14 protein-coding genes are annotated in these 15,304 nt (G+C 31.7%); 6 read left to right on the top strand and 8 right to left on the bottom strand.

Annotated features, from left to right (window positions below; genetic code table 11):
- Nucleotides 1–252: 252 nt before the first annotated feature.
- The 5 genes from IW20_RS12645 (at nt 253) to IW20_RS12625 (ending at nt 6,242) form a co-directional block, all read left to right on the top strand.
- Nucleotides 253–930, top strand: coding sequence for a response regulator transcription factor (locus tag IW20_RS12645; RefSeq protein WP_035622782.1), 678 nt, complete (start codon nt 253–255; stop codon nt 928–930).
- Nucleotides 923–2,185, top strand: a complete 1,263-nt coding sequence (locus IW20_RS12640) for a sensor histidine kinase (protein WP_035622780.1) — start codon at nt 923–925, stop codon at nt 2,183–2,185. Before IW20_RS12645 ends, IW20_RS12640 begins: the two co-directional genes overlap by 8 nt.
- A 71-nt stretch (nt 2,186–2,256) precedes the next feature.
- Nucleotides 2,257–2,685, top strand: a complete 429-nt coding sequence (locus tag IW20_RS12635; RefSeq protein WP_051885735.1) for a PepSY-like domain-containing protein — start codon at nt 2,257–2,259, stop codon at nt 2,683–2,685.
- A 175-nt stretch (nt 2,686–2,860) separates the two neighbouring features.
- On the top strand, nt 2,861–5,275 hold the full coding sequence (locus tag IW20_RS12630; protein WP_035622777.1) for an outer membrane beta-barrel family protein: 2,415 nt from the start codon (nt 2,861–2,863) through the stop codon (nt 5,273–5,275).
- A gap of 85 nt (nt 5,276–5,360) precedes the next feature.
- A complete protein-coding gene (locus IW20_RS12625) occupies nt 5,361–6,242 on the top strand; it encodes a diacylglycerol/lipid kinase family protein (protein WP_035622774.1) in 882 nt (293 codons plus the stop codon).
- A gap of 88 nt (nt 6,243–6,330) precedes the next feature.
- On the opposite strand, the gene IW20_RS12620 is transcribed toward IW20_RS12625, so the two are convergent.
- From IW20_RS12620 to IW20_RS12590, 7 genes are all read right to left on the bottom strand, one after another.
- Complete coding sequence (locus IW20_RS12620) at nt 6,331–7,449, bottom strand: ABC transporter permease (protein ID WP_035622771.1); 1,119 nt, start codon at nt 7,447–7,449, stop codon at nt 6,331–6,333.
- Nucleotides 7,446–8,552: an ABC transporter permease gene (locus IW20_RS12615; protein WP_035622768.1), complete on the bottom strand. Its 1,107-nt coding sequence runs from the start codon at nt 8,550–8,552 to the stop codon at nt 7,446–7,448. The genes IW20_RS12620 and IW20_RS12615 overlap by 4 nt, the downstream gene beginning before the upstream one ends.
- Before the next feature lie 46 nt (nt 8,553–8,598).
- Entirely contained in the window at nt 8,599–9,339 is a 741-nt protein-coding gene (locus IW20_RS12610) for an ABC transporter ATP-binding protein (protein ID WP_081912482.1), read from the bottom strand.
- A 75-nt stretch (nt 9,340–9,414) separates the two neighbouring features.
- Nucleotides 9,415–10,323, bottom strand: a complete 909-nt coding sequence (locus tag IW20_RS12605; protein ID WP_035622765.1) for an ABC transporter ATP-binding protein — start codon at nt 10,321–10,323, stop codon at nt 9,415–9,417.
- Nucleotides 10,323–11,216: an HlyD family secretion protein gene (locus IW20_RS12600; RefSeq protein WP_035622763.1), complete on the bottom strand. Its 894-nt coding sequence runs from the start codon at nt 11,214–11,216 to the stop codon at nt 10,323–10,325. The genes IW20_RS12605 and IW20_RS12600 overlap by 1 nt, the downstream gene beginning before the upstream one ends.
- An 8-nt stretch (nt 11,217–11,224) precedes the next feature.
- A complete protein-coding gene (locus IW20_RS12595; RefSeq protein ID WP_035622760.1) occupies nt 11,225–12,490 on the bottom strand; it encodes a TolC family protein in 1,266 nt (421 codons plus the stop codon).
- A 65-nt stretch (nt 12,491–12,555) separates the two neighbouring features.
- The gene (locus IW20_RS12590) at nt 12,556–13,158 is read right to left on the bottom strand and encodes a TetR/AcrR family transcriptional regulator (protein WP_035622757.1); all 603 of its coding nucleotides are present in this window, start codon (nt 13,156–13,158) and stop codon (nt 12,556–12,558) included.
- A gap of 152 nt (nt 13,159–13,310) precedes the next feature.
- Between IW20_RS12590 and IW20_RS12585 the strand changes: the two genes are divergently transcribed.
- Nucleotides 13,311–14,141: a helix-turn-helix domain-containing protein gene (locus IW20_RS12585; RefSeq protein WP_035622754.1), complete on the top strand. Its 831-nt coding sequence runs from the start codon at nt 13,311–13,313 to the stop codon at nt 14,139–14,141.
- Between the two features lie 372 nt (nt 14,142–14,513).
- Here the strand turns inward: IW20_RS12585 and IW20_RS12580 are convergent, their stop codons facing one another.
- Nucleotides 14,514–15,272, bottom strand: coding sequence for a phosphatase PAP2 family protein (locus IW20_RS12580; protein WP_035622751.1), 759 nt, complete (start codon nt 15,270–15,272; stop codon nt 14,514–14,516).
- Nucleotides 15,273–15,304 lie beyond the last annotated feature (32 nt).

The following is a 15,304-nucleotide window of genomic DNA, read 5'->3' as shown; positions in this document are numbered from 1 at the left end:
AAAAAGCTATCAGACTACCTTTTATCAGTAATTACTTAAACTTTTAATGCAATACTAAATTAATTATATTAAATGAATTTATTGAAACTAAAACTTTAATAGATTTATATCTCATAAATACTTTATATATTCTAAATAATTAATAAAATCCAACTCGATATTTTCTTAAAATTCAGAGTTGTTTTCATTATTAAAAATCAAGCATATTCATAAATTCAGATTTCATTCAAAATTGAATTAGTAAATTGCGGTATGAAAATTTTGATAATAGAAGACGAATTAGAAATAGCAGCTAGTATTAAAAGCTACTTTAAGCCCAATGGTATTCATTGTGAATCCTCTGGAACTTATAAAGATGCTCTTGATAAAATCAATTCTTATGATTACGATTGTGTATTATTAGACTTGATGCTTCCTGATGGCGATGGATTTGACATTTTAAAAGAGTTAAAAAAAAGAAATAAAACCGAAGGTGTTATCATTATTTCTGCCAAAGAAACATTGGATACACGAATTGAAGGTTTTAACCTTGGAGCGGATGATTATTTGACAAAACCATTTCATTTATCAGAATTACTAGTTCGAATTCAGGCACTTATTAGACGTAAAAACTTTAAGGGAAACAATAATGTTATCTTTAATGAAATTGTTATTGATATTCTCTCTAAAACTGTCACTGTAAACAATACTAAACTAGACATTACAAAAAAAGAAATTGACTTGTTACTGTTTTTAATTGGTAATGAAACCAAGGTATTATCTAAAGGTGCTATTGCTGAACATCTTTCGGGAGATATGGCAGATATGCTTGATAATCATGATTTTGTTTATGCTCATATAAAAAACTTAAAAAAGAAACTAAACAACGCAGGAAGTGGCGATTATATAAAAACGGTGTATGGTTTAGGATATAAATGGGACAATGAATAAGAAACTTTTAAATAAAACAACGACCACTTTTTTGATATTTTCAGTTTTTGTGCTGTTAATATCTGTTCCTGTTTTTTACTACATTACAGAGCGATTGTATATCGAAGAAACCGACGAAACTCTGGTTTTACACAGAGATGAATTCTTAAAAAACGAATTGCCTAAATTTGATGCTAAAGACATCGCTTTATGGAATAAATACAACCGAAACGTACAGATTTTCTCTAATCATATCGTTCCTAAAGACACTATTTTTGAAAAAGTGTACTTTGATGAACTCGAAGACGAAAACGAACCTTATAGAGAATTAAATACTCCAATATTAATAAAAGGCAAACCGTATACTTATGTAGGCAGAATTAACCTAATAGAAAAAGAAGATTTAATTGTAAGTATCGCCATGTTATTTTTGGTAGTAATTATCATTTTACTTCTAGGCATATTAATTATCACTAAAATTTCGTCAAGAAAGCTTTGGAAACCATTTTATGATACATTAGACCAAATTCAGGGATTTGAAATAGATAAAAATAAGACGCCTCATTTTATGGATACCGACGTAGAGGAATTTAACCGTCTTAATAAAAGTCTTAATCGTCTTATCGAAAAAAACATCGATATTTATAACAACCAGAGAGAATTTGTAGAGAATGCTGCACATGAGTTACAAACACCTTTGGCTCTTTTTCAGACAAAAATTGACACTCTTTTTCAGCTTGACGTAACCGAAGAACAATCAAGGGTTTTAAGTTCTCTAAACAAAGATGTTTCCAGACTTAATCGTCTAAATAAAAATCTTTTGTTATTATCTAAAATTGAAAACGGAAATTATCTCGACAAACAACCCATCGTTATAAATGAGTATTTAAAAAAACATCTTGATTTTTTTACAGAACAAGCTAAAGCCAAAAACCTCAACATTGTTATCGAATATACCGAAAAACTAAAAATTGAAGGAAATCCATCGCTAACTGAAGTACTTATTAATAATTTGTTTCTTAACGCAATTAGACACAATATAAAAAATGGTGAAATCAGTATTATAATTACTGGCGATTCTATAACGTTTTTAAATACAGGTCAGGAAACCCCATTGGTTGTAGATAAATTATTCAATCGCTTTTCTAAATCTAATCCTTCTTCGCAAGGTAACGGACTAGGAATGGCAATTATAAAAAAAATTACCGAGATAAGCCGTTGGAAAATAGATTATGCATTCGAAAATAATTTACACAGTTTTACCGTTAAATTCTAAAAATTCAAACTTCCTACAGATTCCACGACTAATTTTGCCCTAGATATTCATCAATCTAAAAACAAAAAAATATGAAAACCTCAGTACTAACGCTATTTGCACTACTAATTTCGGCTTTTGCAATAGCACAGGATTTAGACATAAAAGATGTTCCTGGAATTGTAAAATCGACTGCTATAATTAAATTCCCAGATGCAAAAAATCTGAAATGGGAAAAAGAAAAGGAAAATTACGAAGTTTCATTTATTATCGATAATAAGGAACAATCAGCCTTAATAGATAGTTCTGGAAATTTACTTCAAACCGAAACTCAAATCTCTGAAGACGAATTACCTGATAGCATTTTACCATACGTTAAGGTTAATTACCGTCGTAAAAAAATTAGAGACTTCTCCAAAATCACTGAACCTAACGGAAAAGTATATTTTGAAGTCGAAATTTATAAAAAGGATATAATCTTTGATCATAAAGGAAATTTTGTAAAAGAAATCGACGAATAAACCCTACACCTTTCATATAAAGATTGTATCAAAATCCCAAAATACAGATACATTTTTTTAGCTGAAACACATTTTAAAAAGAATTTACAAATGCTATATAGTGTAATCGCCTATAACTAGCAAAGGAATCCATTTGCCTATTTTTTAGGCAACAAATCACTGAACAAAATATAATATGAAAGCAAGAATAATTATGTTACTTACTTTGGCTATGCTTATAGTTTCAAAGGCAACTGCACAGACCAAGACGGTCACCATATCTGGAATAATCAAGGATAAGGGTTTAAAAACATCTATTCCTTATGTAAATATTGTTTTAAAATCATCCAAAAATCAGGCGTTCGTTGCAGGAACAGTTAGTAATGACGAAGGTCGTTTTACGTTTTCGAATGTTTCCTCTGGCAATTATACACTAGAAATTACTTTTATAGGATATAAAACCAAAACACAATCTTTATTTGTAGGCTCGTTATCGGAATTTTTGGTTGTGCCAAATATTGAACTCGAAGAAGATATAAACACGCTTAATGAGGTGATTATTGCCACATCTAAAACGGATGAAGTATCAGCTAAGATGGATAAAAAAGTATTCTCGGTAGCCGATAATATTACCCAAAGTGGTGGTTCGGTTTTGCAATCTATGCAAAGTCTTCCCGGTGTTACAGTACAAGACGGAAAAGTACAATTGAGAGGTAATGACAAAGTAATGGTTCTTATAGATGGGAAGCAAACGGCATTAACTGGTTTTGGTAATCAATCGGGATTGGATAACATTCCTGCATCGGCAATCGAAAAAATAGAGATTATAAATAATCCTTCGGCTAAATTTGATGCAAATGGTAATGGAGGAATCATTAATATCATTTACAAAAAAAATAAACAAGAAGGTTTTAATGGTAAAGTAGGTATTGCATCTGGATATGGTTCTTTATGGGAACGCAAAGCCAATTTGCCAACCATAAGGCCTCAATACCAGGTTACGCCAAAGATTAATCCTTCGCTATCGCTAAACTATCGAAAGAACAAAATAAACGCTTATTTGCAAGCTGATTATTTATATACCGAAACACTTAATAAAAATGAGTTTGTAACCCGAACTTATGATGATGGTACAGTTATAAACCAGCAAACAAAAAGAAATCGTGATACTCATTTTACCACTATTAAAATAGGATTGGACTGGAACTATAATGAGCAAAATACATTTGCTATATCGGGTATGTTTGGGAGCGAAAAGATTATCGATAATGGCGATGAACCTTTTTTTAACCAAGACTATTCGCAACGTTTACGCCTATGGCAATTTCTAGAAGATGAGTTAAAAACAACCGCAATGGTATCGGCATCTTACCAACATAAGTTTAAAGAAGCTGGTCATAAATTAAACGCAGGAATAAATTATACTTATCATAGAGAAGACGAGAAATATTTCTTTGATAATATTATGCCCACCTTTACAGGAAAAGATTCTTTTAAACTCTTATCTGATGAAAAAGTAATCGATATTAATGTTGATTATATTCAGCCATTAAAATATGGTCGTTTTGAAACTGGACTAAAATTCCGAAACAGAGAAATCCCTACCAATATGCAATTTTATCCTGGTGTAAATTCTCCACTAGATCCAGATGCTGGTGGCTGGGCAACGTACAAAGAAATTATTCCTGCATTGTACGGAAACTATATATTCGAGAATAATAAAATTGAAGCCGAAGTTGGTCTTCGTGTAGAATACGTTAAGTTACAATATGACGTAAACCCCAATCATCCTACTTACAAAAGCGATGGATACGATTATACACAACCCTTCCCTAGCCTACGATTTGGTTATAAAATAAATGACAAGAATAAATTAACCGCTTTTTATAATCGTAGAGTCGACAGACCAAGTGAAGTAGATATTAGAATTTTTCCTAAATACGACGATGCCGAAATTATAAAAGTGGGGAATCCTGCGCTAAAACCACAATTTACAAGTGCTTTTGAGCTAGGATATAAAGCAACCATTAATAAAGGTTACTTGTTTACATCACTTTATCATCGTTTTGTAAACGGTACTATTAGCCGTATTGCCACCACTGTGCCAGATAGTAACCTTATTTATAATGTTTTCCAGAATGCAGGCAGAAGTTCATCAACAGGAATTGAAGTAGTATATTCTAAAGAAGTTAACTCTTGGTATACTTTTAACTTAAACGGAAACGCTTATCAAAACGATATTGAAGCATTTACTGTAACCAATTTATATCCTGTACCAACGACCTATTTTGGCAAAAGACAACAGATTATTTCTGGAAATGTAAAGTGGAATAATACTTTTCAGTTAAATAAAACCATGAGTGGTCAATTATCTGCCGTATATTTGGCCCCTGATATCATTCCGCAAGGAAAGATAAATTCTCGTTTCTCTATAGATTTAGGAGTTAAAAAGACGGTTCAAAAAGGAAAAGGCGAAGTTTTTCTTAATGCAACAGATATCTTAAATACGCTTGTAATCAAAAAAGAGATTCAAGGTGATGGTTTTAGTTATAACAGCAGGGACTACTACGAAACACAAGTAGTACGATTTGGTTACAGCTATAAATTTTAAAATTATAATTCAAAATTTGATTTACCATTTTATATAAAAATGCTAGATTGCAGACTGTTTTTTTACAAAAAAATTAAAATAAATAATGACATATATCCACTTTATAGTTAACCCAATTTCAGGCAATGGTAAACACAATATTACAGAAGCTTTTTTAAGAAATTCTTTCCCTGCTTCTGAATTTAAAATCGAAATTGATTATACAAACCGCAAGAAACATGCTATCGAACTAACGAAAGCGGCTGTAGCCAATAATCCAAACTATATTGTGGCTTGTGGTGGTGATGGTACTATAAACGAAGTTGCTTCTTGCCTTATTGGTACTACTATAAAATTAGGAATTATACCTGTTGGTTCAGGAAATGGCTTGGCATCTAACTTAAATATTCCAAGAAAATTTGAAAAAGCAATCGAAATCATTCGCAAAGGAACCGTTTCGACTATAGATGTAGGTAAAATAAATGAGCATTATTTCTTTAGTAATACAGGAATCGGAATAGATTCGATGATTATAAAAAAATATGAGCAATCAGGAAAACGTACGCTTATTGCTTATGTAAAAGCGGCATTATCGTCTAGTTTTGAATTTAAAACACAGGAAACAAAACTATCTTTTGATAATAAAGAGATAATTGCCAACCCGTTTTTACTATTTATTTCAAACTCTAACGAGATGGGTTATAATATGAGCTTAACGCCAAAGGCAAGTCTTAATGACGGCTGGTTGGATATGATTGTGGTTCCGCAATTATCATTTCTAGAAAAAATGACACTTGGATATCATGTATTACGTAATACTGTCGAAAAATTTAAAAAAGCCCAACATACATTAATACAAGACTTAACTATAGAGGTTCCTACGGCAACATCTCTGGATGCGCAAATAGATGGTGAATCTTATACTATTAAAACCAATAGTATTAAAGTATCTATCATTAAAAACGGGCTTACTGTTATTACTGACTAGAAAATTAAGTATAAACACTAAAATAGCTTATATTATCTCAATAAAATCTATTATAAAGTTTAAGACTTTGTAATAGATTTTTTTTGCTTTAAGAAGTTTTTCTATAATTAAAAATAGCTGCAGTGTTTAGTACAACGGCAAACCCGATTATAATTAAAATGTGTTTCTGGATATCTCTAAACCCGCTTCCTTTTATAATAACCATTCGCATTACATCGATAAAATAACTTATCGGGTTAAACTTCGAAGCTGTTTTTGCCCAATCTGGCATACTATCTATTGGTGTAAATAATCCTCCCATTAAAACAAATATCATTACAAAAAAGAACATGATTAACATAGCTTGTTGCTGGGTTTCGCATATAGTCGAAATTAATAAACCAAAACCTAAAATGGCCAAAAGATAAACCGATACAAAAGCATACAAAACAGCTATATTTCCTAAAGGAACAATTCCGTAAAAAATCCAACCTACCAATAATCCCAGCGTAAAAACTACATTACCCAAAATCCAGAACGGAATTAATTTTCCTAAAATAAAATGATATTTTTTGACAGGAGAAACATTGATTTGCTCAATAGTTCCAGCTTCTTTTTCTTTTACGATATTTAATGCCGAAAGAAAACCTCCTACAAGCGTAACAAGAATAGCTAAGATTCCGGGAACCATAAATAGTCTGTAATTTAAATGCACATTGTACCAGTTTGATGATGTAATTTCTATTACAGGAATGGCATTAAAACTTCCAGGAACATTCAACTTTTTTCGTATTCCGTTATTATATTCTCTTATAATATCATTAATATATCCAGCTCCTAAACCCGCTTTTGTTCCGTTTATGGCATTTACGCCAATAAAAAGCTGTTGTTTATTCTCGCGTATTAAATCCTGCTCAAATCCACGAGGAATTTCCAGAATTAAATCGGCATTGTCATCTTCTATTTGTGTAAAAGCCTGTTTATAGGAATCATTATAGCTTCTTAATTTAAAATATCCCGAAGCAACTACATGATTAATTAAATCTCTGGAATAGTCCGAACGATCATTATCGACAACTGCCAGATTAATATTTTTAATTTCATAATTAGCGGCAAGTGGCAAAATAATAAGTTGCATAACGGGCATTACCATAATAACAGCTAAAATAGCACGATTACGAAATATCTGTTTGAACTCTTTTATGAGCAAAAATTTGATGATTCTCATGACAAACGTATTTTAAAGCTTTTTAGGCTTATTATCAATAAGAAAACAGTAATTCCGAGAAGAATTAAAGTCTCTTTCCATACATACGAAAATCCCAATCCTTTTATCATAATTCCCTTTACGATGATATAATACCATTTAGAAGGTACAATATTTGAAAACCATTGCAACGGAAGTGGCATATTCTCTATAGGAAACATAAATCCGCTAAAAAGTAATGTTGGCAAAAGCATTCCTAATAACGAAATGAGCATTGCGGTTTGTTGTGAATCGGTTTTAACCGAAATAAAAATTCCTAATGTCAAGCAGGTTATAATGAATAAAGTGCTCTCGGCAAAAAGCAAAAGTATACTTCCCGCAATTGGTAAATCGAGAACAAAGACGCTTAACAACAAAATAGAAACTACATTTATCATCGAAAGTAACAAATAAGGAACTGCTTTAGAAAGTATTACCATAATGGGTTTAAATGGCGAAACCAAAAGAATTTCCATTGTACCCATTTCTTTTTCTTTTACTATAGAAATTGCAGTCATCATAACGCAAACCAACATTAAAACCAAAGCCATAACTCCTGGAACAAAATTTGGAGCTCCTTTTAGCTGCGGATTATACAGCATTTTTACTTCGGGTTTAATTTGATACGGAATAGGATTTGTTTGATTTAATTGTGCCTGATAATCGTTTATAATCGACGAAACATAATTGGTTAATGTTGTGGCATTATTTGGGTCTGATGCATCTGCTATAACCTGAATTTGTGCTTTATTCTGATGTAATAATTGATTGTTAAATCCTTCTGGAAATACAATTGCCATTTTTATATCGCCACTTTTAAATGCTGCTTCGAGTTCCTTACTTCCTGCAAGGCTTTTTGTAATTTCAAAATATCGACTGGCTTCTATTTTAGCAATTATTTTCTGCGAAGCAATATCTTTAGCATAATCTACCACTACAATTTTGGAGTTTTTCACTTCATTTGTCAATGCAAAACCAAAAATAAGAATCTGTACAACTGGCATCCCAAATAGAATCAGTAATGTTTTCCTGTCACGCAGTACGTGCAAAAATTCCTTTTTTACGAATGTTAAAAACTGTTTCATATTCAGATTATATTTTCTTAAAACTATTGTTATCCTAACAGGTATTCTATTCTCCTCGTTTTGCTTCTCTGGCAAGATGATAAAACACCTCATCCATCGTTTCTACACCAAATTGCTTTTTTAAATTAGTTGGCGTGTCTAGTGCTTCTACCCTGCCATCGACCATGATCGAAACCCGATTACAATATTCGGCTTCGTCCATATAATGTGTGGTTACAAAAATGGTGATTCCGTTTCCTGATGCTTCATAAATTAAATCCCAGAATTGTCTGCGCGTTACAGGATCTACACCTCCAGTTGGTTCATCAAGAAATACAATTTCGGGTTTATGGATTATAGCTGTCGAAAATGCTAGTTTTTGTTTCCATCCTAACGGGAGCGAACTAACTCTTTTGTTAGCCTGATCTTCCATGCCTAATTGTTTTAAAAGTGCAGCACTATTCTCTTTAATGGCTTTGTCGCCCAACCCATAAATTCCAGCAAAAAAAGTAATATTTTCCTGTACGGTTAAATCATCATACAAGGAGAATTTCTGGCTCATATATCCTATACTTTTCTTTATTTTCTCGGTTTCTTTATATACATCAAAACCAGCAATTTTTGCTTCGCCAGATGTTGGAATAGACAAACCACACAACATTCGCATCGCTGTAGTTTTCCCTGCTCCATTTGCACCCAAAAAACCGAAAATTTCCCCTTTTTCAACCTCAAAAGTGATTGAATCTACGGCGATAAAATCTCCAAATCGCTTGGTTAATCCTTTACATGAAATTACTTTTTCGCTCATAAAATGTTTTTTAACCGTTGGATTAAGCTTTGTCAAAGTTTTGAACTTTGACAAAGCTTGACGTTAGGCAAATTCTCAACTCAATAATTTAATAAAACTATCTTCAATCGTTACGGCTGCTTCTTTTATCTCTATGTTTTTAATTCCTTTGTTTTCCAGAAACTGCAATAAATCTGATTGATTTGGTTTTCCCTGAAAAGAAAAATGAGCAAATTCTCCAAAAGCATAACTTGTTAATCGGTTAGGATATAATGCCAAAGCTTGCAAAAGCGGATACATTTTATCAGCTTTAATGGCAAAAAGCGCATCAGGATAATTCTCGATTATTTTCTCTGGGGTATCGATAGAAAGTATTTTTCCGTCCTGAATCAAAGCAATGCGATCGCAAAGATTAGCTTCGTCCATATAAGGCGTAGAAACTATTATCGTTATATCCTGTTGTTTTAATTTTTTCAGCATTTCCCAAAATTCTTTTCTAGATACGGGATCAACTCCTGTTGTGGGTTCATCCAGAAACAAAACATTTGGTTTATGAATTAAAGCACAGCACAAAGCCAGCTTTTGTTTCATTCCGCCTGATAATTTCCCTGCTCTTCGGGTTTTAAAAGGTTCGATTTGAACATAAATCTCTTTTATCAGATCATAATTTTCCTGAATCGTGGTTCCGAATAATGTGGCGAAAAAATTTAGGTTTTCCTCAACGGTTAAATCCTGATATAAAGAGAATTTTCCGGGCATATAACCAATTGTATTTCTTATTGATTTAAAATCTTTTACCACATCAAGCCCATCAATAGAAACGGAACCATTATCTGCCAATAAAAGCGTAGTCATGATTCTGAAAATACTGGTTTTTCCGGCACCATCAGGTCCTATTAATCCAAAAAGTTCCCCTTTGTTTACAGAAAATGAAACATTATCTACGGCTATTTTTTTTTCTTTTCCGTACGTTTTTGTAATATTTTTTACAATTACAGATTCCATTATTTTGAAAGTTTTATTTCGCCATACATGCCTATTTTTAGATATCCGTCATTCTTCACTCTCACCTTTACAGCATAAACAAGATTAGCACGTTCGTCTTTAGTCTGGATTGTTTTTGGTGTAAACTCGGCTTTATCACTAATCCATTCTATAATACCGCTATATTCTTTATAGGTTTTATTTGTTGCATCTACAAAAACTTTTACTTTATCATTTAGTTTTACACCTGGCAATTGATCTCCCGTAATATAAACTCTCAGAATTATTGTAGATAAATCTGCAATTTTATACAATGGTTTACCAATAGTTGCCATCTCTCCTATCTCGGCATATTTTGTTAATACAGTTCCGTTGGTTTTGTTTACAATTTTAGATTTGGCTAATTGGTCTTTTATCTGGCTCACCTGAACTTTTAACGTCTGAGTTTCATCATCAATTCCTGTGGTATTAATATCCAATTGTTTTTGTAATGCATTAATTTGTTTCTGAATTACTGCTACTTTGGTCGTTGCATCATCTAGTTGTTTACGTGTTGCAGCATCTGCTTTAACCAAATTCTGCATACGCTGTTCGTCTATCTTAGCTTGTTTTAGTTGTTCTCTATATACATCTAATTGCGAATTAATATCTGGCTTTTTGCTTTGTGTTGCTTTAATTTGTGCTATTAATTGTTCTCGCTTAAGCGAAAGTTGTATGGTATCGATATAACCTACAACCTGACCTTCTTTTAGAGCATTTCCTTCTTCGACTTTTAAATCTTTGATTATTCCTGTAGCTTCGGCAGGAATAATAGTTTCTACGGCTTCAAAAGTTCCTGTTGCATCAAATTCATCTTTAGTACTAGAACATGAAATTGAGAAGGCTGCTATTATTATAAATACTATTTTTTTCATCTTTATGATTAATTACCAGTTATTAATTTTTGTCTGTATTTTGCCAAAAGCAAATCTGTTTCATGAATAATTTTATTTTGCGTTGCAGCATTTTCTTCATTTACCTCACGCAAATAATCGCTGGAATCAATTACTCCATTATCTAATTGAGCCAAAGCTGCTTTTTTTACATTATTTCTAAGCCTTATAATCTCATTATCCGAAACTAGATATTCTTCTAACTTGGTTATCTCTGCGCTTTGTTGTTTAATGGATTGATTGGTATTAAAAAGGAAAACTTCTTTATCTACTTCTAGTTGTTCTTTATTAATATCTATAATTTGTTTTTGCTTTTTATCTGTATATAAACCTGTCAAAGACCAATTGAGTCGTACACCGCCAATATAATACGATTCCCAACCCACTTGCAGCATATTAAGTCCCGGATTACCATAACCTCCTTGTAGGAAAAAATTAAACTTAGGTAAATTTCCAATCTCAATTGTCTTTTTTCCTAACTCTAAACTTTCGTTTCTGTATTTAAAAAGTTCAAGTTCAGGTCGATTTATTTCGATTGAATTCACAATGTTTTCGGGAGTTTCTAATTGTGTGTTTGGAGTTAATGCTAAATTGATAAAAAGTCCGAGCATATCGAGATAGGCTTTTTTGTAATTGCGAATCCCTATTGCCATTTGATCTACTTTTAAATATTCTGCTTTAAGCAAATCAAGACTACTTCTGTAAGCTGTTCCGTTAACAAGTTGTGCCTGTACAGTTTTAATACCTATATTAATATCGTTCTTGAGTAAATCATTCTGGTTCAATTGTTCATCAAAAACTAATATTCCAAAATAAAGTTCGGTTATACGTTGCTTTACAGCATATAAATCGACTTTGAGCTGTTGTTCTGAAACTTTAGTTTGTTTCTCGACAATTTCTTTTTGTTGTTTTAAAGCTCCGCCATCATAAACTAGCTGATTTACTTCTGCGTAAGCGCGATATTGATCTTTATTTAAAATTGGAGCATCAATACCCGGCAAACTAATGGGGAGTTTTGTAACATCTGATTGGTAGGTTGCCTGACCAAAAACATCAAATCGAGGATAATATCCTTTAGCAATATTATCAATCGTAAATTCGCTGCTTTTTGCAATCAAATCTCTTTTTTTGGATAATGGATAATTTTCTTCTGCCAATGCATAACAATCCTGAAGTCGTAATAACTTATCGTTTTGCTGTGCATAAAAATGAAATACAGGAAAAAAAACCAGTATAACTATAATTAACCTTTTCATATTCAAAATTTTAATATTTATTATTTCATTCTATTCATCTTATTAAAATTGAGTCAAAAAAATAGCTACGAATCTATCATAGCTTTAAACCATTTTACGATCAATATTTTTCTTTCTTCTGTAAAATCTCTTAATTCGTTAACTGTCATAACTCCTGCTGACTCCAAAACTGGTTTTGCTATAAACGGAAAAATCGACATCGATAAGATGTTTACAACAAAATGTAAAGGATGTATGTCTGCTTTTTTTTCAACAAGTTGCTTTACAAAGAAAGATTCTGTCAGTAATCTTCCCCCTTGCATTCTGTTTCCAAAATGCTCTGGATTGTTTCTTATCTCACTTAAAACAAATAAAGGCAAACCAGGATTTTGACTTAACATTGTAATATATGCATCGACAATTAGGATAACTTTTTCGTCAAGAGATGTTTTCTCGTTATTTACAATAGGAGCAATTACGCCAAATAACTCCCCTACTTTTTCTGCCATTACAAGTTCAAAAAGTTTCTCTTTGCTTCTAAAATAATAATTTAAAAGCGCCAGATTTATCCCTGCTTCTTCGGCTATATCACGAGTACGTGTAGCCGAATATCCTTTTTGGGTAAATACTATTCTTGCTGCCTCTTTGATTTTTTCTTCTGTGCTTGCGTCTTTACTTTTTGATGCCATAATTTTGCGAATGTTGTATAAAGATAAAAATATTTTTTTATTTAAACATTAGATTTAATCAAATGATTAAAAACAAAAAAAATATGCTCTGCTTTTTTCATTATATTTGAAAGCTAAATCAACTTATAACCAATTATTATTTCATTGCAATTATGGATCTGAAACTTTTCATTCCTCAAAGTAAATTATTGCAAAACTATATCGATTATTTTTATATCCTCAAGAAAAGTCCAGATACAGAAAACGTAAGCTATTATACATTTCCTTACGTAAACTCTATAGTTTCAATTAATCAATTTCCTGAATTTATATTCGAAAAGAATAAACTAACCGTTGGTAAAAATATCAATAATACGCTATTAGCCACGCTTATATGTGGGTATACAAAACCTATAGAAATTAACATTCCGGGATATATTCATGAAATTACGATTAGCTTTAAGCCATTAGGTTTAAATGCTTTTTTAGAAAAAAACCTCAACTTTTATAACGGAAAATCGTTCTCTTACTTTAATCCTTTTAGTGATTTTAGTGCATCGATGTCGGATATTATGAATACTGTTTTGGCAGAAGAGAAAATAAAAAAATTAGAGCAGTATTTCATTAGTAAATTCAAAGGATTTAGTCACCCTTTTTTAGGGTCAATCCTTAAAGATATGCAGAATACTGAAGGGAATTATACAATTAAAGATCTTGCCGATAAATACAAAATAAGCCGCAAAACATTATGTAAACATTTTGAAATACATATTGGCAAAACACCATCTGAACTCCGCAAAATTATAAGGTTTCGACAGGCAATGCACCAACAAATGAATATGCGTACAAAGAATAATTTTTCGGATATGACTTATCAGCTTGATTTTTTTGACCAATCGCATCTTATCAAAGATTTTAAATCTATAACTGGCTTTACTCCTAAGTCATTCTTCAACAGAATAACGGCTCATGAAGACGGAAATATTAATTGGTTGTATATATAATTACTTAGGGTTACATTTTTACAATTTTAGAAAGATCCAACTAGATATTTTTGTTAGATAATTCCCATATTTCATAATCCCAATCAGTATGCTTGTAACAGTAATTACAGTCTTATTTAGGATGATCTTAAATCTGATTTAGAAAAAACGGAAACAAATTTAACCTCATAATAGACCAGAAAACCAGTAGATTGAGAAAAATGCAAAAATAGAGCCGCGCTATTTTTGCATTAATTTTTTATAAGAATCATAAACTCATAAAACTAGGTCAAAAAGTTAACCATATAAGTTATGTAAGTCCATTTAAATAATGCTTTTGCAAAAACTTATATTTCCTTAAATTACTTATATGGCTTTAAATAAATCTATGTCTTAAAACCCCATTGCAAACCCAAATCCTATTTGGTTACCATTATAAAAAGGTGTAATTACCGAAGTAACTCTTTTTTCTCTTTCGCCAAAAATTTTCTTAGTTACATAAGGACTTACCCAATATGCTATTTTTGTACTCAGGATACCTATTCCTGCTCCTGCTGCAACGTCTGTAAGCCAGTGTCTGTCGTTTACCATCCTGAATATTCCTGTTCCTGTTGCTACAGCATATCCAGCAATTCCGTACCAGATTGATTTATCCTTATATTCCTGATACAAGAATTCGGCTCCCGCAAAAGCAGTTGCTGTATGTCCCGAAGGAAATGAATTATTCGAACTTCCGTCTGGTCTTTCAACCTTTGTAATAGATTTTAAAGCCAATACGGTTGCTGTCATAATAACATAAGATGTTCCTAAGATTATTGTCCTGTCTTTTAAATTATTCTTTCCTTTAATACCTAACCCATTCAATGCATAAACAGAAACTGCCGGAGCATATTGAGAAAAATCATCAATAGTTATTCTTCTATCAATATCCTCATTGACTTCATCATGAATTTGGGAGTTAAAACCTTTTAGGTAATCACTTTCAAGCCCTATAAGCCCATAACCAATTAAAACACCTGGAATGATTAGTTGTTTATAATTGAATTTTAAGTTCTGAACCGTATCATTTTTCACAGTTACGGTATCTTTTACAGTATTTTGAGCTTTAAGAGTTATAACGCTCAACAATGAAAATAGAATGATTTTTAGCATTTTTTTTAAAATTATAAGTTAATAATACACGA

Origin of the sequence: Flavobacterium hydatis (assembly GCF_000737695.1) — a bacterium.
Lineage (GTDB): Bacteria > Bacteroidota > Bacteroidia > Flavobacteriales > Flavobacteriaceae > Flavobacterium > Flavobacterium hydatis.
Note: the sequence above shows the minus strand (reverse complement) of the source record. Positions and strands in the feature narration are given on the sequence as shown.